This is a genomic window from Henriciella sp. (genome assembly GCF_029936995.1).
Lineage (GTDB): Bacteria > Pseudomonadota > Alphaproteobacteria > Caulobacterales > Hyphomonadaceae > Henriciella.
The window spans coordinates 769,699-790,494 of record NZ_JAPYRE010000001.1 but is presented as its reverse complement, the minus strand read 5'-3'; the positions used below and the strand labels follow the sequence as shown (position 1 = coordinate 790,494).

Below are 20,796 nucleotides of genomic sequence, written 5' to 3'. Positions count from 1 at the left end.
CAAAGAGGGTAATAATGAGTCTTGTCGAACAGTTCGGTCCCCACCTGCCCTATCTGCGCAGGTATGCACGGGCTCTTACAGGCAGTCAGGAAAGCGGTGATTCCTACATTCGCGCCTCACTGACAGCACTTGCTGAAGATCCCAGTCAGGTCAGCGAAGAACTGCCCCCGCGTCAGGCCCTCTATCGTTTCTTTCATGTCATATGGGGATCGACAGGCGCTCGTCTCGAGCAGCCTGATGGTTCGGCCGTATCGCCAGAGTCACGCCTGCAGGCGCTTGCCCCCGTGGAGCGTCAGGCATTCCTGCTGACGGCTCTTGAGGGTTTCCAGGTCAGCGAAGCGGCAACTATTCTCGGAAAATCCGTCCAGCAGATTGAAGAGCTTATTGCCAAGGCTCATACCGACATTGAATCGACACTGAAAACCAAGGTGCTCATCATCGAGGATGAGCCGATCATTGCGGCAGACCTTGAGAGCCTGGTCGAGGAACTTGGTCATGAAGTGACCGGCAATGCAACGACCCACACGGAGGCCGTCGCCATGGCCAAGGCAAATCCACCCGGTCTCATCCTGTGCGACATCCAACTCGCAGACAATTCCTCGGGGATTGATGCCGCGCATGACATTCTCCAGGAAATCAATGTTCCGATCATCTTCATTACGGCCTTCCCGGAACGCCTGCTGACCGGTGAGCGCCCCGAGCCGACCTATCTCATCCCGAAGCCTTTCCAGGAAAACACGGTAAAGGCAGCGATCGGTCAGGCCCTGTTCTTCCACCCGTCCGAGCAATCGGTCGCGGCGGAATAATAGAGGATAGGTTCCGCCTGTCCGCAGGCGGGATTCAGACCCTGTATGAATCCACTACTGAAAAGCTCTGTTTCACGTATGGATCAGGCTGCAGAGGCCGATCCTGACCTGAAACAGATAAAACGTCTGCTGTCGCTCCCGCACGAAATTATCGAGCGGGAGCTTACGCTTCGGAGAGCCGACGGGAAAAACCAGTATGCGAGAGCCTGGCGCTGTCGCTACAGCATCCTGAAAGGGCCAACGAAAGGCGGCGTGCGCTTTGCGCCCGATGCCAGTGCCGATGAAGTTTCCAGGCTTGGTTTCCTGATGACCTTGAAGTGCGCTCTTCTCGACCTGCCGTTTGGCGGGGCAAAAGGTGCTGTGCGTATTGATCCCGGCAGTCTCTCGACCAAGGAGCGCTACCAGCTCGCAGAAGCCTATGGCGAACTGTTCTCGGACATCCTGCGCCCCGATCATGACGTCGCCGCCCCCGATGTGGCGACCTCCAAGGAAGATATGGAAGCCATGATCGCGGGCATTGATATGCACGAAAATGATGACGGTCGTGGTGCCGTGACAGGCAAACCTGAAGATGTTGGCGGTCTGGCTTTACGGCAAGGTGCAACCGGACGTGGAGCAGTGCTGATACTGGAGCGACTGGCCAGCGACTACGGACTTGAACTCAATGGATGCCGGATTGCCGTACAGGGCATCGGCAAGGCCGGATTGCAATTTGCCCGAAGTGCAGCCGAATGCGGGGCAAGGATTGTGGCCATGGCTGACAGCCAGGGTGTTGTGGCCAACGGTGACGGGCTAGATGTCGAAAAGGTCAGTCAGGAAAAAGCGGACGGCATGCTTGAATATTCCGATGCGCCGGAAGCCATCCTGAAACAGGAGGCCGATATTCTTTGTCTGGCTGCCATTTCGGATGCGGTCACATCTGCAAATGCCACGGACCTGAACTGTGCCATGGTGCTCGAGATTGCAAACGCGGCGGTCAGCCCCGAAGCCGATGACATACTCGCGCGCAAGAATATCAAGATCGGCCCGGACATAGTCTTCAATTCGGGCGGCGTATGCGCCTCCTATCTGGAATGGCTCGGCTACCGCAAGGGTGGCAAGGAAAACCTCGATAACGTTGAAGAAATGTGGCGTGACCGGCTTATGACCTCAGCCGATGCAATCGCCGCAACGGTGAATGAATGTGAAGGCGACTGGCGTCTTGCCGCGACCCTGTATGCCCTGCGGGACCTGAATGCGATTGCCGAGGCCCAGGGACTGTTCGAGGCCTAGGCGACCCTAGCTGTCGCCCAGTTCCCCCGTAGCGCTATCTTCTGGCATAACCTCAGCACTCAGCAGGTTGAGCTTTCTCAGGTGCAGATAATCCACATCAAAATAGGACAGACGCGCCAGACGGTCCCGGTCCTCAAGCGTGATTGAGCCTTTTTCTTCCTTGATAAGACCCGAGCGGCGCATGGCCGACATCGTCCGGGATACATGAACCGGGGTAAGGCCTAGGGCATCGGCAATGTCCGCGCGTGTGAGCGGCATGTTCAAGCGGTCGACCTCGTCGCCTGTCGCGCCGATATAGCGGCGGTGCAGCTCAAGCAGCAGGTGTCCGATTCGCTCTCGCGCCGACCTGCGCCCGATGCGTACAATCTGCTCACGCAGAATGGATTCCTCCTGGACCGCCGACCACCAGAAAGCCGAAGCCAGTCTGCCTGATCCCTGAAGCATGGCGATAAAGGGATTTGAGGGAATAATTGCTACATGACATTCGGTAATGGCGGTCACGGAGTGATCGGCCTGAAGATCTGCGAGAGCCTGCAGGTCGAACACGTCTCCGGGAAGCATGAAATTCACAATCTGTCGGCGCCCGTCCTCAAGCAGCCTGTAACGAATAGCCCATCCTGACTGAAGGATAAAAACCTCGTTTGCCTTCTCCCCGGCCTGGATAATGTCTTCTCCCGCACGGAAGACGTTATCCTGACGCTCCAGCTCATCGAATAATGTCCAGGCATCACTCTCGAGCTGAACGTACTGGGCCAATCGTCTCTTGAACACACTCATGCCTACTCTGAACTCTGCGTCCATCTCCGGTGTTCCTGAATATTCGCAGGCAATAGCCGCAACAATGGAACGACGCGGAGACCTCCTCGTTTATCAATCAAGTGATCTAAGCTCTGAGGAGTTACACACAATGGCGACCAAAACGACAACAACCAAAAGCAATGGGGCTAAAGATATGGCAGCAGACGCAGCGAAAGCAGCTCAACAGGATTACGATGCCCTGAAGCAGGACATTGCTCAGCTTCGTGAGGATATCAGTTCTCTTGCAAGCAATTCGAGCAAATATGTCAAAGGCAGATCCTCGGTCGAGTTCGACAAGAATCTCGAACGTGGACGCGACTATGCCGAAAAGGCTACGAAACGCGCCAATTCAGCCAAGGACTATGTGGAAACGCAGGTCCGTGAAAATCCCATGGCAGCTGTCGGCATTGCCTTCGGCACAGGGGTCCTTCTTGCAGCACTGCGCCGCAAATAGGCCGCCGTAATGGATGCTGCAAAACTCAGAATAATTGCGGGTGCCGGTGCGGCCTTTTTCGGGCTTGCCGGCACCACCGCTTTGACGGTGGCTGGAGTGCTCGCGCTGATACCGGTGATGGGGCTTCTCTGGGCCACCGTAACGGCAGCTTCTGTGCTGCTTTTCGTGGCATGTATCTGTGTGCTCGTTTTCCTGAAGCCGGGAAAATCGACTGAAGAAGAGCTCGACCAGTTCGAACATGCGACCGCAGACATGCTTGCAGAGCTTCCCTTTGACGCGATTTCATCTCTTGTCGAAAAGAGGCCCCTTACCGCGGCATCAATGGCTCTGGCAGCGGGATACCTTCTGGTCAGCAACCCGGATCAGGCATCAAAAGGCTTGCAGAAGATCATGGATGAGCTGATGTAAACAGCTCATGCCTGAGACAGTAGTAGACAGACAAGTCAGTTGCTCTCACCCTAAGTCCGGGAGACATGGATGTTGAGAGCAACCTTTCTTTTTGTGTCAGCCCTGACCACGGGCGTGACGATTGGCCGGAAGGTGATCTCCGGCGCGATCAACCGCAAGAAGCAATCCATAATCCACCAAGCTGCCGAGGATGCACGCGATCGCATCAGGGGCCATGCCGAAGACTATCTCCGGGAAAGCATAACGCAGTTCGTAAAGACTGTTTTTGTGAAAGCCTTGCTCCTGATGATGACCTGGCTGGGCTATCGTCTGGGACTTTACCCGCACCTGGCATTTACAATTGTCACGATCCTGCTGATCGCGATTTTCCTGATTCGGGACATTATCGTTTTTTTCCCCACCGTCCGGCTGATTGCCACGAAACTGCATGATTATGGCTGGCGGCCCCGCAAGACAGTCGGGGAGGTCGTCGCTGCCCTCGTGTTTGAACAGGTCCTGGAAGAGGTTGGCGAACTCGAACCCGGTCGGACAACCAAAATCATGCTCGCGCTGGGCGGGCACAATATGGACGAGATGACCAAGGAAATTGCACGTGAGGTCGCCAATATTGCGCGTGAGACAAGCTGGCATGACCTGCGGCCATTCATGCTCGCTTCCGCAGGAAAATTCATCACACTGTCAACGTTGTACTCGGTGTTTGTTTTCATCCTGATTCGCACAGGATGATTCGCCTGAAGCCGTCGCTGGCGGACCGGGTGGCAGATTAAAAATTGCTTACTTATTCGCAGTTCCAGGAGGAACAATTATTGCAGGCTGACGTTCATTCCAGAGTTCAACCAGACTGGACATATCAGAATGACCGTTTCCAGAATGATCCTTGCAGCCCTGTCAGCCGGCATACTTGCCAGTGGCCCTGCTCTGGCAGGAGAAGTGCATCTCACATCGGCTGAAAAGGCGACGGTGACGCAAGCCTGCGAAACGGGCATTTCCCTCATACCTGTACGGTCGGACTTCGGACATGATACCGGAAATTATGCCCTGCCGATTACGGAGGATAATGGTGATGTGCGCTCTGCACTCATCGTTAGCCAGTCGGCTCTGAACGATACTCCTGAATGCAAGATGGATGTCGACGCGATTGCTGAGCAGCAACCACGTGAAGATGACAACCGTATTTCATAAAATATCGGGAAACCTGATGGTGCGGGCGGCCGGACTTGAACCGGCAAGGCCATACGGCCGAGGGATTTTAAGTCCCTTGCGTTTACCAATTTCGCCACGCCCGCTTGGCCAGCTTGAAAGTTCTACTAGCTGCTGAACTTGCTCAAGGGAATGCAGCTCAGGCCGTTACCCGCTCAAAGATTGCAGCAAGCCCCTGACCACCGCCGATACACATGGTCTCAAGACCGTAACGGGCCTCACGGCGCTCCATTTCATGCAGCATCGTGGTAAGGATACGCACCCCCGTGCAGCCCACCGGGTGACCAAGTGAAATTCCGGACCCGTTCACATTCAGGCGCTCATAATCCTCATCGTCGAAACCCAACGCCTTCGTGCAGGCAAGCACCTGTGCAGCGAAAGCCTCGTTGAGCTCTATCAGGTCTATGTCTGACAGTTTGAGGCCGGCGCGCTCAAGCGCCTTCTGGCTGGACGGAACCGGGCCAATCCCCATGACTTCCGGCCCGACGCCGGCAACCGACCAGGAGACCAACCGCGCCATAGGCTGGAGGCCATACTTGTCTGCCGCTTCACGGGTGCAGACGATACAGGCAGCAGCTCCATCATTCTGTCCGGAGGCATTCCCTGCTGTCACAGTGGATTCAGGGTCCTGCTTGCCGCGGATCGCACGCAGGCTCGAGAGTTTTTCGAGCGATGAGTCGGCGCGGATATGCTCATCATCCGTTACCACGGTATCGCTCTTGCGACCCTTTACTGTGTAGGAAACAATTTCTTCTGCAAACTTCCCGCTGGATTGCGCGGCAGCGGCCTTCATATGCGAGTTATAGGCGAATTCGTCCTGAGCCTCACGGGTAATCTGGTAATCCCGGCGGAGGTTCTCGGCCGTCTCGATCATGCCGCCAGCGACAGGATGGTTCTTGCCGCCCGCCGTGTAGCGTCCACGTGTCAGACCATCATGCAGCATCAGGCCGTCGCCTTTGATGGTCCAGCGCATATTGGTCGAGAAGAAAGGCGCATTTGACATGCTCTCCGCGCCGCCAGCGATCATGACATCGCTCGCTCCGGTCGCAATCTGCATGATGGCGTAGATGACTGCCTGCAATCCCGAGCCGCAACGCCGGTCGATCTGTATGCCGGCTGTGCCTGTGGTCAGTCCCGCATCCAGAGCGGCAACGCGGCCTAGCGCTGGCGCTTCCATGGACGGGTAGCACTGGGCAAAGACACTGTCATCGACCGCTTCAGCGGGAAGTTTCGTTCGCGCCATCAGCTCCTTGACGACATGCGAGGCGAGATCGTGCGCCTGCACGTCCCGAAAGCTTCCACCAAAACCTGCCACTGGCGTTCTCAGTGGCGAACAGATGACGACGTCTTTCATGATATACACTCCCTCGGTAATTGGAGTGCGTTACAGCCAATATGTCAGGGCCTGACAAGGGGATTCTCGCCCTGCCTCAGGGACAAGCCCCGACATGTTGCAGCATCTCCGGGCGCTCTGAGCCGCCTGAACTATTGCTCAGGCTGTTCGCGTTCGTCTTCAGGCGCAGGAGGCGGAACGAAGGGTTCAATCCGTGTCGGTGCCTGGCGCTCCTGGAGTAGTTTCTGGCGTACGCGCTCAATCTGCTCCTTGTCACGGTCGACATCGGCGCGAAGGTCATCAATCGCCGTACGAGGACCGAAACGGCTCTCAGACGTGAACGATGAATCGACCTCGTTGGAATAGGCGCCGGTTGCCCCGTCTTCGTTGCTGGTGGCGATTTGCGCTGTGGCAGGCAACGCAACTATCGCTGCGACGAGTGAGACTGTTAGACGGGGCATGGGTATGGCTCCAGTGTGGTTACACCAACAGAACGCGGCAACCAGCCTTGCGGTTGCTTCACCAACGCGTGAAGCCATGTCTGACCACAGGAATCAGCCCTGCTGGCCCCTGCCCCGCTCCGTTACGGCCTTGCGAGCTTCCTCGACACTTTCTGCCGTAACGCTGGCAGCGTGTTCTGCCGACCGCTTGATCTCAAGAGCAAGCGAGTCGCCATAAGTGGCAGCAAACCCTTCATCGATCAGTTGCTTGTATTTCTTCAACATGTCCGGCTGGCAACTTGCCATGTCATGACCGAGCTGAATGGCCGCCGGGAGGAGTTCATCGGCTTTGCAGACGCGGTTCACCAGGCCCCAGCGTTCAGCCGTATCAGCGGTGAGGAAATTGCCCGTGAAAGACAGCTCCTTGGCCCGGCTTATGCCGATCATGCGTGAAAGTTTCTGGCTCAGCCCCCAGCCCGGTACGATGCCGACACGGGCGTGAGTGTCTGCAAACTTTGCGTCTTCCGACGCAATCAGGACATCGCACATCAAGGCAAGCTCAAACCCGCCCGTAATCGCAAAGCCGTTGATTGCCCCGATGATCGGCCATGGGAAAGCTTCAAGCCCCTTGGCGAGATCGATTTCGCCCCCATCAGCACCAAGCGCAAACCCTGTCTGGCCAGCTTCCTTGAGGTCGACCCCGGCCGTAAAAGCCCGGCCCTTGCCCGTCAGGACAACCGCGCGCACCGTGTCATCCTTCGCCAGATCCTGAAAGGTTTTCACGATCTCCTTGCGCAATGCCCGGCTGAGCGCGTTCAGCGCATCCGGGCGGTTGAGCGTAACGATAGCAACTGGGCCGTCGCGTTCGACGAGAACGATTGGTTCAGTCATGGCATTCCTCCAGCATTATTCCTATTTTCAGTTGCGCCAGACTTAGCCTGCTGGCGGAGTTTTCTCCAAGAGGCAATTCATGACCAAACCACCAGCCGACGTGAACTACACATTTAATGAGAGCGATCTCGAACAATTGATTGCCTATGGGAAAGTCCGCCATCACGAGGCCGGAACTTCTCTTGTCGCCGAGGGGGATGCTGGTGCCGATTGCCTCGTTACTCTCTCGGGATACACGGATATTCTTGTCGAGACACCAGAGGGTGAAAAACGGGTTGGCTGGATGGAGCGCGGCCAGTTCGCTGGCGATATTACGGTTCTGACCGGCCAAGCCTCACTTTCACGAGTGGAAATGGGTGAGGCAGGTGACGTCCTGCATATCCCGCACGCATCCTTCCAGCGGCTTCTTGTAGAAAATTCAGCGCTCTCGGACATTTTTGTCCGCACCCTCACAGCGCGGCGGGCCTTTGCTCATGATGCCGAACACGGCTCTGTCATCGTTATCGGAGATGCCCATGACAGGCATGTCTTCGCCGCACGCGACCTCCTCTCCAAGCATGGTGTACCGCATGTGTGGCTGGATCCCGCAAAAGAAGCGCTGGCGCAGCGCATAATGGATGCCCGCGAGATAGACGCCGATACCCTGCCCGTTGTTATTCGCGGCCGTTCCCGCATCATGTCCCGGTCGGACATTACAGAGCTCTCCGAAGCATTTGGCCTGGACCTGCTCCCAGACAACAGCACGGTTGACGTAATTGTCGTCGGAGCCGGCCCGGCCGGCCTTGCCGCATCCGTCTATGCGGCCTCTGAGGGACTGAGTGTCATCACGCTGGATACGGATGGCCCTGGCGGCCAGGCTGGCACTTCATCAAAGATCGAGAACTATCTCGGCTTTCCCATGGGGGTGTCTGGCCGTGACCTCGCGGCGCGTGCCGCCGTCCAGGCACAGAAGTTTGGTGCCCGCATTGGCGCCCCTGCGCAGGCGGTCGCACTGGAACGCAATGGCCATGAGTACTGCCTGACACTGAAGGATGACCGCAAGTTGCGCGGACGGGCCATCGTTATTGCAACGGGTGCGCAATACAGGCGCCTGCCAGTTGCCAATCTCGAGCGCTATGAAGGCCGTGGCATCTACTATGGGGCAACCCCCATGGAAGCACAGCTTTGCAGCGGGCAGGAGGTAGCTGTCGTAGGTGCAGGCAATTCCGCCGGACAGGGCGCCGTCTTCCTGAGCCAGACGGCAAAAGCGGTACACGTCCTGTACCGTCGGCCCGACATCCGTGAAACCATGTCGGAATATCTGGTGCGGCGGCTGGAAGAGGCCCCAAACATACATCTTCACCCAGCAACCGAAATCGATGTGCTTCACGGTGTCGATGGCGCTGATCCATTATCAGACCGGCTCACCGGAACAACGTTCCGCGATAACACAAACGGAAAGACGGAACGCTGTGAAACCCCGTTTGTCTTCCTGTTTGTCGGCGCAGCGCCATTCACGGACTGGCTGCCGGAACATATGAGTTGTGATGAAAAGGGTTTCGTGAAAACAGGTACCGATCTTGCGAATATTGATCTTGTGCGTGCGGGATGGCCTCTGGACCGTATGCCGACACGTTATGAAACCAGCTGGCCGCGCGTCTATGCTGTCGGGGATGTACGGATCAATTCGATAAAACGCGTGGCTTCAAGCGTCGGGGAAGGATCTGTCGTCGTAAGTGACATTCATCGCGCCATAGCTGAGATATCCTGAACAGTTTTCAGCCACGCATCTTACCTAGCACGAAACGACCGCCCGCAATCAGGATAAGTAAGACGACGAGCATGGCAGCCCCAATCAACAGGCCGAACTTGAGCGGTGTCAGGACTGACTTGAAAGCCAGCAGGTTCATGCTGCCGGTCAGCGCGAGCACCTGGACCATATTCTCCGCGAAATCGGCGAGCACAGCCAGGAAGGCGGGCAGCATGGCCCACCCCATCCAGCGTGGTCCGGCAAAACGCCCGGCGAGGCCGGCAAGGAAAGCGCCATAGGCCAGCGGATAAAGGGTATCGTTCAGCACGGTTCCCCAGATGTGGACACTCCGCTCAGCCTCATTCATGGCATTGAGGCGTGCCTGTGCCGCCTCACCCGTCCAGAGCATATCCAGAAGGGGACCACCGATGGCATTCTGGACAGGCGCGAAACTCAACCCGATCAGCAGGGTAAGGATCAGGGATAGCAGGATCACCAGCGTACTGGTGAGCCAGCCAAAGGCGGCATTCATGATGCCTCTCCCTCGATAACCTCGCTCTCACGCCCGGCTTCGGTGACAAGGGCGACCAGCTGCTCGGCGGCTGTCTGCAGCATTTCCCTGTCGGTTGAGCGCGCGATCAGCGCCACGCCATGATCGGTCACGGAGCGGAACCATGGGTAGGACCCCAGACTGACTCCCTCCAGCTCCTGGCTGAGGCTGGCGAGCTTCTCGGCCACATCCCCCTCACGCAGTCCACCCGAACGGACGGTTATGCTGCGCACAGGCACGCCCTTTTCGAGACGATGCCCGATGTCCTGCAACATGCCCTGTACGATGGAGGGCACACCGGCCAGTGTGAAGACATTGCCGGTCTGGAAGCCTGGAGCGCCTGAAACGGGGTTCTCCACAAGACTTGCTCCTTCAGGGATTCGTGCCATGCGCTGGCGGGCTTCGGTGAATTCCGTGCCCATCTCGTCATATCGTTCCTGGAGCATCGCCATCACCTCGGGATGTTTGCCGATGCCGATGCCGAAAGCCGCTGCAATGGCGTCGGCCGTGATGTCATCATGCGTCGGGCCAATTCCGCCCGTGGTGAAAACATAGGTATAGCGCTCGCGCAGCTGGTTCACCGCCTCGACGATACGCGCCTCAACATCCGGCACGATGCGGACCTCTTCGACAGGAATACCGTAAGGCCCCAGAAACCCGGCAATCTGCTGGACATTGATATCCCGGGTACGTCCGGAGAGCAGTTCATCGCCAATAAGACAGATGGCGGCGGATACAGGTTTATTCATCATGTATGCAAAGTGATGCGAACGGGCCGATTGGGCAAGTTGTTTGAATATTCAGTCGTCCTTTGCAACCAGACCCGGCGCTCTACGTCTCTTCTTCAGGCATTCACGAAAACGGAGAAAAGACATGAAACGTCATGCAACAGCCCATTGGTCCGGTGCACTCACCGATGGCACCGGCAAGCTGGACACCCAAAGTGGTGCACTTTCAGACCATGGCTACAGCTTCAAGGCCCGCTTCGAGGACGAAAGCGGCAAGTCCAGCACCAATCCGGAAGAACTGCTCGCAGCCTCGCATGCCGGCTGCTTTGCCATGCAACTGTCAGCCTTCCTGGCCGACAACGACACGCCTGCCGAAAATCTTGACGCCAAGGCCATTGTCACGGTCGAGGAAGTCGAGGGTGGCTTCGCCGTCAAGTCGAGTGCCCTGGACCTCACCGGCAAGGTTCCGGGCATTGACGAGGCGAAATTCAAGGAACTTGCCAATAAGGCGAAGGAAGAATGCCCGCTGTCCAAGGCCCTTGGCGCCATTGAAGTGACGCTCGACGCCAAGCTCGCCTAAGGCGTAAAGAACGGCCGGTCGCCGGCGATTGTGACCCGCTCCATAGTGCGTACGGCCGGGAAATAGTCGCTGGCGGCATAATGCTGGCACGCCCGGTTGTCCCAGAACGCCATGGAGCCGGGCGCCCAGCGGAAGCGGCACTGGTATTCCGGTACTGCAGCCTGCGCATAGAGGTGCTTGAGCAGCCAGTCACTTTCTTCGATCGAGAGCCCCTTGATGTGGCTGGTGAAGGCCGTGTTCACATAAATGAGCCGTTCGCCAGTTTCCGGGTGCGTGCGGATCACAGGGTGTTCCTGCGGGGGATACTTGTCATGCAGCTCTTTCGGATCCTTGCCGAGGCGGCGAGCGAAGACGCGGGCAATGTCATGCACTGCCGTCAGGCCGCAGCAGAATTCCTTCATCTTGTCTGACAGGCCTTCATAGGCCGCCACCATGTCGGAGAAGAGCGTGTCGCCGCCTACTTCCGGAAGATCAACCGCGCGCAGGATGGAGCCGAGTGAGGGCTCAGTCCGCCATGTCACATCAGAGTGCCATGCATTCTCCTGTCCCTTGTTCTTTGCATTGTGCGTGATGCGCAGGATTTCAGGGTTCTCCTGGTCCTTCGGCGTTGCAGGGTGGATTTCGAGATCGCCAAACTTACGGGCAAACGCGATATGCTGGGCGCTTGTTATGTCCTGATCCCGGAAAAAAACGACCTTGTACTTCAACAGGGCCTTGCGGACTTCCGCGACAAGCGCGTCATCGACGGGCTGGCTCAGGTCGACGCCCAGCAGTTCGGCGCCGATCGCGGGTGTCACGGGCCTGACTTCAAAGCGCGCAAATGTTTCAGATCCAACGTGCACATTCATTTTCTTTCCTCCCGACAGTCTCCTTTTATCCAGCCAACCTTACCCAGCATGGGCAATAGCGCAAACAGAGTTCGTTTTCGTATCCGGTGGGAACCACTGAACCAGTTTTCAGGTTGAATACGGTATACAACCGAAAGGAGACATCAGATGGCTCCAGAAATTCTTTATGGCGTTGGTGCACTTGTCCTGTTGGCCGTCCTGATATGGGCCGTAATGCGCGGCCGGCTCAAATCCAAACAGGCCGAGGCAATCAGCGAAGAAGCTACCCGCGAGGAATACGAACAGCCGGAACGTTATGACGAGGCTCGAAAAGATGAGCTTGAGGAACAGGCTAAAGCGGCTGAAGAGCGTAAGCGTGAGCAGAGCTGAAATGAGATGCTGTCAATCTCAGCTCAAACTGGAAAATCACGCACTTCGTCGCCATAATAAGCGGAAGACATACGGGCTCCCGGCCCGAACGCCTATTTGAAAGTAGCATTATGACTGAAGCAGAAATTGTCCTGCCCATGCGGACCGGGGAAATCCGGATTCATGATGAGGAAGGGTTTGAAGGGATGCGCAAGGCAGGCCAGCTGGTTGCCGAGTGTCTCGATATGCTCGTGCCCGAGGTCAAGCCCGGCGTCACGACAACCCATCTCGACAAGCTGATCCGTGAATTCGTCTTCGATCATGGCGCCCAGTCGGCGACGATCGGCTATCGCGGTTATCGTCATGCCTCCTGCATCTCGCTCAATCATGTGATCTGCCACGGCATTCCCGGCGACCGCCCGCTCAAGGAAGGCGATATCGCCAATATCGATGTCACCCTGATTGTCGATGGCTGGCATGGCGACCATTCGCGCATGTATTCAGCCGGCAAGCCGAAGCGGAAAGCTGAGCGGCTCATGGATGTGACCTATGACTCCCTCATGGCAGGGATTGATGCGGTCAAACCGGGCAATCGGTTCGGGGATATCGGCGCGGCCATTTCTGCTGTCGCAGCGAAAAACCGCCTCTCCGTGGTCGAGGATTTCTGCGGACACGGCCTTGGCCAGCTCTTTCATGACGAGCCGAATGTCGTCCACTCCGCGCGCGCAGGTACCGGGCCGGAGCTCAAGCCCGGTATGTTCTTCACGATTGAGCCGATGCTGAATATCGGCCGCAAGGACGCTGCCATCCTGCCCGATGGCTGGACGGCTGTAACGCGTGATCGCCAGCTTTCCGCACAGTATGAACATTCCGTCGGGGTCACCGAAAACGGCGTGGAAATATTCACAACCTCGCCCAAGGGCTGGCACAAACCCCATACAGTCGAGCTGTAGGCCCCTACTCCGGCGCCGGCGGTGCGTAAAACCTTGCAGCCTCTTCGGGCATTTCCGCCATGGAGATCGTGATGCCATGTTCAGCGGCTAGCCGGGCGATGATCGCGCCAGCCTCATCTGGTGTCGCTGGTTTTTCCGCCGCTATCTGAGGGCCCGCGCTCGACATGAAAGCCTCGAAAGAGCCGCCCGTCGTCGTCATGAGCAATTCTGTCTCGCTGTCCGAGCCATTCCAGAACATATGCGTGTGACCGCGATTGAGGACTGCGAAATCGCCAGGCTCAAGTTGGCGTACGTCTCCATCAACCAGCACGTCCAGCCGGCCTGACAGCACATAAAAATACTCATCTTCACGCGAATGTGTGTGCGGAGGCGAACCAGGGTTCTTCGGCGGCAGCGTAAACTTGTAGATCGTGACCGCTCCCTGCGACTCCTCATGCGACAACAGTAATTCTACCGGGTGAAAGGGATTGTCGACCTCTGTTCCCTGCCCTGCCGCGACGATCCTGTCCGGATGGGCCGGCAACGAAGTGGGCTCATGGCTCTCATGGGCCTGTGCTGCCCCTGCAATGCCCAGGATGACGCCTGAAAAAAATAAGTGCTTCATGTGTTGTCCTCCCCCACCTGACCGAAGTTTACGCCAAGTTCTGAACTGCGCAAGCTTGACGGACGACCACGCATGGAACATAAACGGAACGAGTTTCGGGAGCATCCATGCGAACCTTTGAAGAAGCCCCCATGCCTGGCCTCGACATCCCCACTGCCCCGCGCAGGGAGAAACCCCACTGGCAGGGACATCGCGACCGGTTGCGTACAAAACTGGTCACGCGGGGTGCCGGTGCTCTTGAAGATTACGAATTGTTGGAAACGCTCCTCTTCGCTTTCATTCCCCGGCGTGATGTAAAACCTGTCGCCAAGGCGCTGATCGCACGGTTTGGCTCACTTAGCTGCGTTCTGGCTGCGCAGCCATCAGACCTCACAAAGGTCTCTGGTGTTGGAGAGACGGTCGCAGCCTATATCAAGGCGACAGCCGAAATCGGTGCCCGCGCGACACGGGAAAACCTTAAAGCACGCACGGTCATTTCGAGCTGGTCGGCGCTGCAGGACTATGTTCGCCGGGAGCTTCAGCATGAGGGCCGCGAGCAATTCCGTATCCTCTTCCTCGACCGCAAGAACCAGCTGATTGAAGATGAAGTCATGGGACATGGCACTGTCGACCATGCTCCGGTTTATCCGAGGGAAATTGCACGCCGCGCGCTAGAGCTACAGGCGTCCAGCCTGATCCTGGTTCACAACCACCCCTCGGGCGACCCGACTCCATCTCGCGCGGATATCGACATGACACGCGCCATCATGGATGCCCTCGAAGCACTCGACATCACGGTGCACGACCATTTGATTGCCGCGCGGGCCGGCGTGACAAGTTTCAAGGCTCTGGGCCTTATTTGATCCTGCCCTCGTAATTGCCGCCCGAACAAAAAAGCCGCCCCTTTCGGGAGCGGCTTTCGTAGACTTGCACAGTCCCGAAGGACTTTTCAGGATGGGGCTATGCCATCTCGATCGTGTTGACCGCGGTCTTGCCGCTGCGCTGGTCTTTTGCAGTGTCGTAAGACACGCGGTCACCTTCGCGCAGGCCGCGCATGCCGGCACGCTCAAGTGCGGTTGCGTGGACGAAGACGTCCGCGCCACCAGCGTCCGGCGTGATAAAACCGAAACCTTTTTGGTCATTGTAGAATTTTACGGTGCCAGAATTCATCAGAATTTCCTTTCATGCACGTCAGATGGCCGGTGAGCAGTATCGCCCAGCCGGGATTTCGATATCTTTAGGGAAAATTCTGAGCGTCGGACCGCCATAGGGCGGTAGTCGTGCCTGATCGTCCAGCAAAATATGAGCCTGTCATGTAGAGGCTCTGCCCCGTTACCACAAGCAATGGTGTGCTGTTGTCATGCAGGAACGAAGCTGCTCATGCGTTGCCGGAATAGGTGATACCCCACGCAGCCAGTGGAACACGGTTCGTCTCATCATAGTTTCCTGCTGGAAAGCCGCGCGACAGGCGTGATGGCAAGAACCTCTACAGGAGACCATGATGGGGCTACTGAACAACGGCATCTGGCAGGACAAGTGGTATAATACCGGCAAGACTGGCGGAAAGTTCGTGCGCTCGGAGAGTCAGTTCCGCAACTGGATAACCCCAGACGGCGCCCCCGGCCCCACTGGCGATGGTGGCTTCAAGGCCGAGCCAGGCCGCTATCATCTCTACGTTGCCTATGCTTGCCCCTGGGCACATCGCGCGCTCATCCTCCGCAAGCTCAAGGGCCTGGAAGACATGATCGATGTTTCGGTCACGCACTGGTTCATGGGGGAAAATGGCTGGACTTTCGACAAGGATCCAGACGGCATTGTCGGAGACAGGCTCTTCAATTCGAACTTCCTCTACGAAATCTACCTCAAGGCCGACCCACACTATACCGGGCGCGTGACGGTTCCGACACTCTGGGACAAGCAGAAGGGAACGATCGTCTCCAATGAGTCGGCCGACATCATCCGCATGTTCAATTCCGCTTTCGATGACGCTGGCGCGAAATCCGGTGATTATTACCCGGAAGACAGACAGGCCCGCATCGACGAGATCAATGAGCGCGTCTATCACACGGTCAACAACGGCGTTTACAAGGCCGGGTTCGCGACCTCCCAGCAAGCCTATGAAGAAGCCGTGTATCCCCTTTTTGAATCCCTGGACTGGCTGAACGGCTTACTTGCCAGCTCCCGCTTCCTGACAGGCAATACGCCAACCGAGGCAGACTGGCGGCTATGGACGACGCTCTACCGTTTCGATCTTGTCTATCATGGCCACTTCAAGTGCAATATTCGCAGGCTGAGCGATTATGAACACCTCTGGCCTTACGCGCGTGACCTGTACCAGTGGCCGGGTATTCACGAGACCGTCAATGCAATGCATGCCCAGCGCCATTATTATGAAAGCCACGATATGGTGAACCCCACTCGTATCGTTCCAGCCGGGCCGGACATCGACTGGAACGAGCCGCATGGACGCGAAGGTCTGATCCGCTGAGCTAACCTCCCGCTCCGTCAAGCTGGACAGCGCTCGCCACTGAAGCCACTCTCCCTCCCGTAACGACATATTCAGGGAGGAGATAGCCGATGAAATGGTTTGGAGCGCTCACCGTTGCGGCACTGTGTGCCTGTTCTGCCCATGCGCAGGAAGCTGAAAGCTGGCATCCGTCAAAGTATGGGCCTGATGACCGGCTCGGTGCCTTGAACAACCTGTCTCCGGAAAAGACGGCTTCAGCTGCCAAGCTTATTACGACCGGCAAATCCTATTCTCTGGGTATGGTCACGGGCCGCGACACACCCGCTTATGGCCCGCGCGAATATGACGTTACCGTACTGCAGCTCTCGGACGGTTCCGGCACACCGCTTGGGGCCAACAAGGCAACCGGCAATGACGACATCGTTGACACATGGGTCGGCATTGGAAGCCAGATTGACGGGCTCGGCCACATGGGCATCGACCATGAATACTATAACGGTGTGCCCGTCGCCGATTTTGTCACGCCGTCAGGGCTGACTCAGTTCGGCACCCATACGCTTCCGCCGATCGCCACACGTGGCATCCTGCTCGACATGACCGCAGTCGCCGGGGCAGACCCCGTGCCGGATGGCACGGCATTCAACAAGGCCGAACTGGACGAAGCCATCAAGAATGCGGGGGTCACGATCGAAGCTGGCGATGTCGTATTGCTTCATACAGGCTACATGGAGGCCAACCGTGAGTCCGGGACGCTCAAGCAGACCGAGCCCGGTCTCGGCGTCGAGGGGGCCCAGTACCTGGCAGACAAGGGCGTTGTCGCCATTGGCGCGGACACATGGGCCGTCGAAGCGATTCCCTTTGAAGACGAGACCCGGCCGTTCGACGTTCACCTTACACTTCTTGCCAAGAATGGCGTCTACACACTTGAAAACATGGTGACATCTGAACTTGCGGAAGATGGTGTGACGGAGTTTTTCTTTTCCCTGGGCGTGCCAAGGCTCGAAGGCACCGTCCAGGCGATCATCAACCCGGTCGCTATCAGATAGATCAACAGGCCACGCAGGCAGTTTTTCCGGGCGAACGAGAGTTTGCCCTGGCAGACAGAGCTTGCAACGCGGGTCGCGATAGTAAACAACACTGACGCGAAGCACCCGAACAGAGGTGCACGAGGAGGAGAGAGTAGATGAACGAAGCGACGGCCGAGGCACATCAGGGCCACATCACCGGTTTCGGAACCAAGGGCTACAGGTCCTACGTGCTCATCTCCCTGATGCTGGTCTACACACTCAACTTTATTGACCGCACGCTCATTTCGGTTGTCGCCCAGCCGATTATCAACGAATTCAGCCTCTCCGACACGCAGTGGGGCCTGCTTTCCGGGCCACCCTTTGCCGTCTTTTACGCCCTGATGGGTATACCTATTGCGATGTGGGCTGACCGGGCAAACCGGGTGCTCATCATTACGCTGTGTATCATCATCTGGTCTGTCATGACGGCGCTATGCGGCATCGCCAGCGGGTTCCTCTGGCTACTCGTCTTTCGTGTTGGTGTCGCTGTGGGCGAGGCTGGCTGCACACCTCCGGCCAATTCGATCATTACAGATTATTTCCCACCCCGCAGCCGTGCAGGCGCGCTTGGCATCTATTCCATGGGGGTCACGATCGGGGGCGTTCTCGCCCAGCTGTTCGGCGGTACGATCGCCGGGATCCAGGGCGAAGATTTTGGCGCCTGGCTGGGTTCGATCGGACTTGGAGGCCTGTTCCCCGGCCTGGACTGGTCTACGGTTGGTGGCTGGCGCATCGCTTTCGTGGTTGTCGGTCTGCCGGGTGTTTTGATCGCCATCATACTCATGCTGACCATCAAGGAGCCGCCGCGTGGATATTCTGATCCGCCATCAGCAAAGTCAGGACAGAAGACCGATTTCTTCGACGCCTTCAAGGAATTCACGCCCAAGCCGACCTTCTGGTGGCTTTCCATGGGGGCAGCGCTGGTCGCTTTTGTCGGATACGGCCTAATCAACTTCCAGGCGCCTTTCCTTCAAAGAGTTCATGGTATCGGCGTGCGTGATGCTGCCGTACTCTACGGCGCTCCCCTGGCAGCAGTAGCCGCCGGTGGCACGTTTCTCGGCGGGTTTATTTCGGAGAAGCTGGAAGGCCGCTTCCCGACAGTCGCGGCGTGGCTGCCTGGTGTCGGCCTGACGCTATCGGTACCAGCCTATATCGCGGCTTTCTTCGCCCCGACGCTGTCTCTGGCCTTCATACTCTGGATTTTCGCCGCGATCGCGCATTACAGCTATCTTGGTGCCCAATACACGGTCGGCACAGGCATCGTCAGTCCGCAATCACGGGCGACCACTATCTCGGTGCTCCTGCTTATCGTCAGCCTGATTGGTAACGGCATCGGCCCCCTCTTCGTCGGCACGATGAGTGACTTCTTCATGAACCGCGAAATCGCCCAGGCCGGGCTGTCTGCCTTTGCCGCCGACTTCAATCCAAGGCTCTGTAGTACGGATCCGGCATCGATTGGGCCGAATGGACCAGAACTCTGCCGGGCCTATGCTGATGGGCTGCGTCACTCCATGGCAGCGACATCGCTGTTCCTGCTCGCCGCAGCGGCCTGTTACTTCATGGCTGCACGCTCGTTCGACCGTGACAGGTATCGCGGCGATATTCCAGCGGCCGGGATGCACATCTGATCACCAGAATCGGCGCAGGCCCGTCAGGTACAAGGCGGCGGGCCACGTCAACTGCTTCACTGGTGAAATTTTTTGGCCAGAGCGCCCTTTTTGCTCTGGCCCGGCCTTCAGCGATTTGCTTTGTTGGCCCAGACAAAAGCGTCAGCACTTCAGCCGAAGTGACTGCAAGCGATAAGGGAGTTCAGGCATGGCGACAGCCAGCGCGACATCACAAACACCGGTCGTGGACGTAAATGACGGGTATGGCTCCAAGGGCTACAGGGGGTTTGTTCTTGGCTCGCTCCTGCTGGTCTACATCTTCAACTTCATCGACCGCTCGATCCTGGGCATCCTGACTGAGCCCATCAAGACGAGCCTTCAACTTGAAGACTGGCACATGGGTGTTGTCGGCGGTTTTGCCTTCGCCATGCTCTACACGACGCTTGGCATTCCGATCGCACGCGTCTCCGAACGCACAAACCGGACGATGATCATTGTGGTCGCGCTACTGCTTTGGAGCCTCATGACAGTACTGTGCGGCTTTGCGACAGGCTTCCTGACGCTGTTCCTGATCCGTGTCGGTGTCGGCATTGGCGAAGCTGGCTGCACACCGCCCGCCCAGTCCCTTATTGCAGACTATTTCAAACCCTCCAGTCGCGCCACGGCGGTATCAATTTACGCCCTCGGCGTGCCGCTTGGTGGCATGATTGCCGGCCTGGCCGGTGGTCCGATCAACGATTATGTGACCGGTGAGAATGTCTATAATATCCTGAACAGCTGGGGCTGGACCTGGATAGCCAACATGATTGACTGGCAGTCTCTGGAAGGCTGGCGGATTGCGTTTTTTGCAGTTGGTTTTCCCGGCGTAGTCTTCGCCTTCATCCTTGCCTTCCTGATCAAGGAACCGCCGCGCGGCTATACCGATCCGCCGGAAGCGGTGAAGCAGGAGCAGGCAAGTTTCGGCGAGGTCCTCAAGATCCTGTCGAAGAAGCCAACATATATTCACGTGGTCATCGGCGCCGGTATCGCCTCTTTCGTCGGCTATGGCGTCGCCCAGTTCACGACATCATTCCTACGCCGCACACACGGACTGTCCCTTTCAGAAGCTGCGCTCCTGTTCAGCCTGATTATCGGCGTAATGGCAGCCATCGGTGTGTTCTCCTCGGGCTGGCTGGCCGACAAGATGTCGAAACGCCATCCGCGTGCCCTTTCCTGGCTTCCGGCCTTCGGCATGGCCGTTTCGGTCCCGCTTTACGCTATGGGCTTTCTCGCCCCCACAGTCATACTGGCGATGCCGCCGCTCATGGCTGCGGCGCTTCTGCACTATTTCTATCTCGGCCCGATGTATGCTGTTTCAGGCGGGGTCGTTGACAGCCGGATGCGGGCGACCTCGGTTGCGATCACGCTGTTCGTGGTCAATATCATCGGCCTTGGCCTTGGCCCGACGATGATCGGCTTCCTGTCGACATTCCTGAAAACCATTTTCCTATCAGGCGCAGACCTCGGCCTCACCCTCAATGACTGCAAACCGCTCCTGGCGCTTGATGAGGCAGGTGTGAGTGCATTGAGTGGTGCGGAAGCGACAAATCTCGCCGCCTGCCTGAGTGCCGATGCACGCGGACTGCAATGGTCGATCATCCTGTTCTGCTGCCTGTATGGGTGGGCAGCCCTGCATTATCTTCTCGCAGGCAAAACGCTTCAGCGTGACATGATCGGCCGTCAGGGCTAGAAGCC

The 20,796-nt window shown here is 57.5% G+C and carries 24 protein-coding genes and 1 tRNA gene; 15 read left to right on the top strand and 10 right to left on the bottom strand.

What is annotated here, in order from left to right; translation table 11 throughout:
* Positions 1-14 precede the first annotated feature (14 nt).
* Both Q1K31_RS03860 and Q1K31_RS03855 read left to right on the top strand, forming a co-directional pair.
* Positions 15-806 (top strand): response regulator, encoded by a 792-nt coding sequence (locus Q1K31_RS03860; protein ID WP_300376907.1) that lies wholly within the window; start codon positions 15-17, stop codon positions 804-806.
* Positions 807-851: 45 nt separating this feature from the next.
* On the top strand, positions 852-2,078 hold the full coding sequence (locus Q1K31_RS03855) for a Glu/Leu/Phe/Val dehydrogenase (protein ID WP_300376905.1): 1,227 nt from the start codon (positions 852-854) through the stop codon (positions 2,076-2,078).
* Positions 2,079-2,084: 6 nt separating this feature from the next.
* Here Q1K31_RS03855 and Q1K31_RS03850 read toward each other — a convergent pair whose 3' ends face one another.
* Positions 2,085-2,855 (bottom strand): Crp/Fnr family transcriptional regulator, encoded by a 771-nt coding sequence (locus tag Q1K31_RS03850; protein ID WP_300376902.1) that lies wholly within the window; start codon positions 2,853-2,855, stop codon positions 2,085-2,087.
* Positions 2,856-2,985: 130 nt separating this feature from the next.
* On the opposite strand from Q1K31_RS03850, the gene Q1K31_RS03845 reads away from it, so the two are divergent.
* From Q1K31_RS03845 to Q1K31_RS03830, 4 genes are all read left to right on the top strand, one after another.
* Positions 2,986-3,330 carry a hypothetical protein gene (locus Q1K31_RS03845; protein ID WP_300376900.1) on the top strand — a complete coding sequence of 115 codons (345 nt, stop codon included), beginning with the start codon at positions 2,986-2,988 and terminating at the stop codon, positions 3,328-3,330.
* Between the two features lie 9 nt (positions 3,331-3,339).
* Entirely contained in the window at positions 3,340-3,738 is a 399-nt protein-coding gene (locus Q1K31_RS03840; protein ID WP_300376898.1) for a hypothetical protein, read from the top strand.
* A gap of 69 nt (positions 3,739-3,807) precedes the next feature.
* Entirely contained in the window at positions 3,808-4,464 is a 657-nt protein-coding gene (locus Q1K31_RS03835) for a hypothetical protein (RefSeq protein ID WP_300376896.1), read from the top strand.
* 129 nt (positions 4,465-4,593) lie between these two features.
* A complete protein-coding gene (locus tag Q1K31_RS03830; RefSeq protein WP_300376894.1) occupies positions 4,594-4,920 on the top strand; it encodes a hypothetical protein in 327 nt (108 codons plus the stop codon).
* A 17-nt stretch (positions 4,921-4,937) separates the two neighbouring features.
* Here Q1K31_RS03830 and Q1K31_RS03825 read toward each other — a convergent pair.
* The 4 genes from Q1K31_RS03825 to Q1K31_RS03810 form a co-directional block, all read right to left on the bottom strand.
* Positions 4,938-5,024: transfer RNA gene (locus tag Q1K31_RS03825), tRNA-Leu, on the bottom strand.
* Between the two features lie 53 nt (positions 5,025-5,077).
* Positions 5,078-6,292, bottom strand: coding sequence for an acetyl-CoA C-acetyltransferase (locus tag Q1K31_RS03820; protein WP_300376892.1), 1,215 nt, complete (start codon positions 6,290-6,292; stop codon positions 5,078-5,080).
* Between the two features lie 131 nt (positions 6,293-6,423).
* Complete coding sequence (locus tag Q1K31_RS03815; RefSeq protein WP_300376890.1) at positions 6,424-6,732, bottom strand: hypothetical protein; 309 nt, start codon at positions 6,730-6,732, stop codon at positions 6,424-6,426.
* Between the two features lie 93 nt (positions 6,733-6,825).
* Positions 6,826-7,602, bottom strand: a complete 777-nt coding sequence (locus Q1K31_RS03810) for an enoyl-CoA hydratase (protein WP_300376888.1) — start codon at positions 7,600-7,602, stop codon at positions 6,826-6,828.
* A gap of 79 nt (positions 7,603-7,681) precedes the next feature.
* On the opposite strand from Q1K31_RS03810, the gene Q1K31_RS03805 reads away from it, so the two are divergent.
* Positions 7,682-9,352, top strand: coding sequence for an FAD-dependent oxidoreductase (locus Q1K31_RS03805; RefSeq protein WP_300376886.1), 1,671 nt, complete (start codon positions 7,682-7,684; stop codon positions 9,350-9,352).
* Between the two features lie 7 nt (positions 9,353-9,359).
* Here the strand turns inward: Q1K31_RS03805 and Q1K31_RS03800 are convergent, their stop codons facing one another.
* Together Q1K31_RS03800 and Q1K31_RS03795 are read right to left on the bottom strand one after the other, a co-directional pair.
* Positions 9,360-9,863 carry a hypothetical protein gene (locus Q1K31_RS03800; RefSeq protein WP_300376884.1) on the bottom strand — a complete coding sequence of 168 codons (504 nt, stop codon included), beginning with the start codon at positions 9,861-9,863 and terminating at the stop codon, positions 9,360-9,362.
* A complete protein-coding gene (locus Q1K31_RS03795) occupies positions 9,860-10,630 on the bottom strand; it encodes a competence/damage-inducible protein A (protein ID WP_367187521.1) in 771 nt (256 codons plus the stop codon). The genes Q1K31_RS03800 and Q1K31_RS03795 overlap by 4 nt, the downstream gene beginning before the upstream one ends.
* 124 nt (positions 10,631-10,754) lie before the next feature.
* Here Q1K31_RS03795 and Q1K31_RS03790 point away from each other — a divergent pair, with 124 nt between their 5' ends.
* The gene (locus Q1K31_RS03790; RefSeq protein ID WP_300376880.1) at positions 10,755-11,189 is read left to right on the top strand and encodes an OsmC family protein; all 435 of its coding nucleotides are present in this window, start codon (positions 10,755-10,757) and stop codon (positions 11,187-11,189) included.
* Here Q1K31_RS03790 and Q1K31_RS03785 read toward each other — a convergent pair.
* Positions 11,186-12,037, bottom strand: a complete 852-nt coding sequence (locus tag Q1K31_RS03785; RefSeq protein ID WP_300376878.1) for a TauD/TfdA family dioxygenase — start codon at positions 12,035-12,037, stop codon at positions 11,186-11,188. The genes Q1K31_RS03790 and Q1K31_RS03785 overlap by 4 nt on opposite strands.
* 147 nt (positions 12,038-12,184) lie before the next feature.
* On the opposite strand from Q1K31_RS03785, the gene Q1K31_RS03780 reads away from it, so the two are divergent.
* Positions 12,185-12,406, top strand: coding sequence for a hypothetical protein (locus Q1K31_RS03780; RefSeq protein WP_300376876.1), 222 nt, complete (start codon positions 12,185-12,187; stop codon positions 12,404-12,406).
* A gap of 110 nt (positions 12,407-12,516) precedes the next feature.
* The gene (gene map, locus Q1K31_RS03775; protein ID WP_300376874.1) at positions 12,517-13,338 is read left to right on the top strand and encodes a type I methionyl aminopeptidase; all 822 of its coding nucleotides are present in this window, start codon (positions 12,517-12,519) and stop codon (positions 13,336-13,338) included.
* Positions 13,339-13,342: 4 nt separating this feature from the next.
* Here the strand turns inward: map and Q1K31_RS03770 are convergent, their stop codons facing one another.
* Positions 13,343-13,942 carry a cupin domain-containing protein gene (locus Q1K31_RS03770; RefSeq protein ID WP_300376872.1) on the bottom strand — a complete coding sequence of 200 codons (600 nt, stop codon included), beginning with the start codon at positions 13,940-13,942 and terminating at the stop codon, positions 13,343-13,345.
* A 107-nt stretch (positions 13,943-14,049) separates the two neighbouring features.
* Here Q1K31_RS03770 and radC point away from each other — a divergent pair, with 107 nt between their 5' ends.
* Positions 14,050-14,784, top strand: coding sequence for a DNA repair protein RadC (gene radC, locus Q1K31_RS03765; RefSeq protein ID WP_300376870.1), 735 nt, complete (start codon positions 14,050-14,052; stop codon positions 14,782-14,784).
* Between the two features lie 97 nt (positions 14,785-14,881).
* On the opposite strand, the gene Q1K31_RS03760 is transcribed toward radC, so the two are convergent.
* Entirely contained in the window at positions 14,882-15,091 is a 210-nt protein-coding gene (locus Q1K31_RS03760) for a cold-shock protein (RefSeq protein ID WP_300376868.1), read from the bottom strand.
* A gap of 331 nt (positions 15,092-15,422) precedes the next feature.
* Between Q1K31_RS03760 and Q1K31_RS03755 the strand changes: the two genes are divergently transcribed.
* From Q1K31_RS03755 to Q1K31_RS03740, 4 genes are all read left to right on the top strand, one after another.
* Positions 15,423-16,409 (top strand): glutathione S-transferase family protein, encoded by a 987-nt coding sequence (locus Q1K31_RS03755; RefSeq protein WP_367187520.1) that lies wholly within the window; start codon positions 15,423-15,425, stop codon positions 16,407-16,409.
* A gap of 89 nt (positions 16,410-16,498) precedes the next feature.
* Positions 16,499-17,434, top strand: a complete 936-nt coding sequence (locus Q1K31_RS03750) for a cyclase family protein (RefSeq protein ID WP_300376864.1) — start codon at positions 16,499-16,501, stop codon at positions 17,432-17,434.
* A 137-nt stretch (positions 17,435-17,571) separates the two neighbouring features.
* Positions 17,572-19,083 (top strand): MFS transporter, encoded by a 1,512-nt coding sequence (locus Q1K31_RS03745; RefSeq protein ID WP_300376862.1) that lies wholly within the window; start codon positions 17,572-17,574, stop codon positions 19,081-19,083.
* Between the two features lie 187 nt (positions 19,084-19,270).
* On the top strand, positions 19,271-20,791 hold the full coding sequence (locus Q1K31_RS03740; protein ID WP_300376860.1) for an MFS transporter: 1,521 nt from the start codon (positions 19,271-19,273) through the stop codon (positions 20,789-20,791).
* The last annotated feature ends 5 nt before the right edge of the window (positions 20,792-20,796 follow it).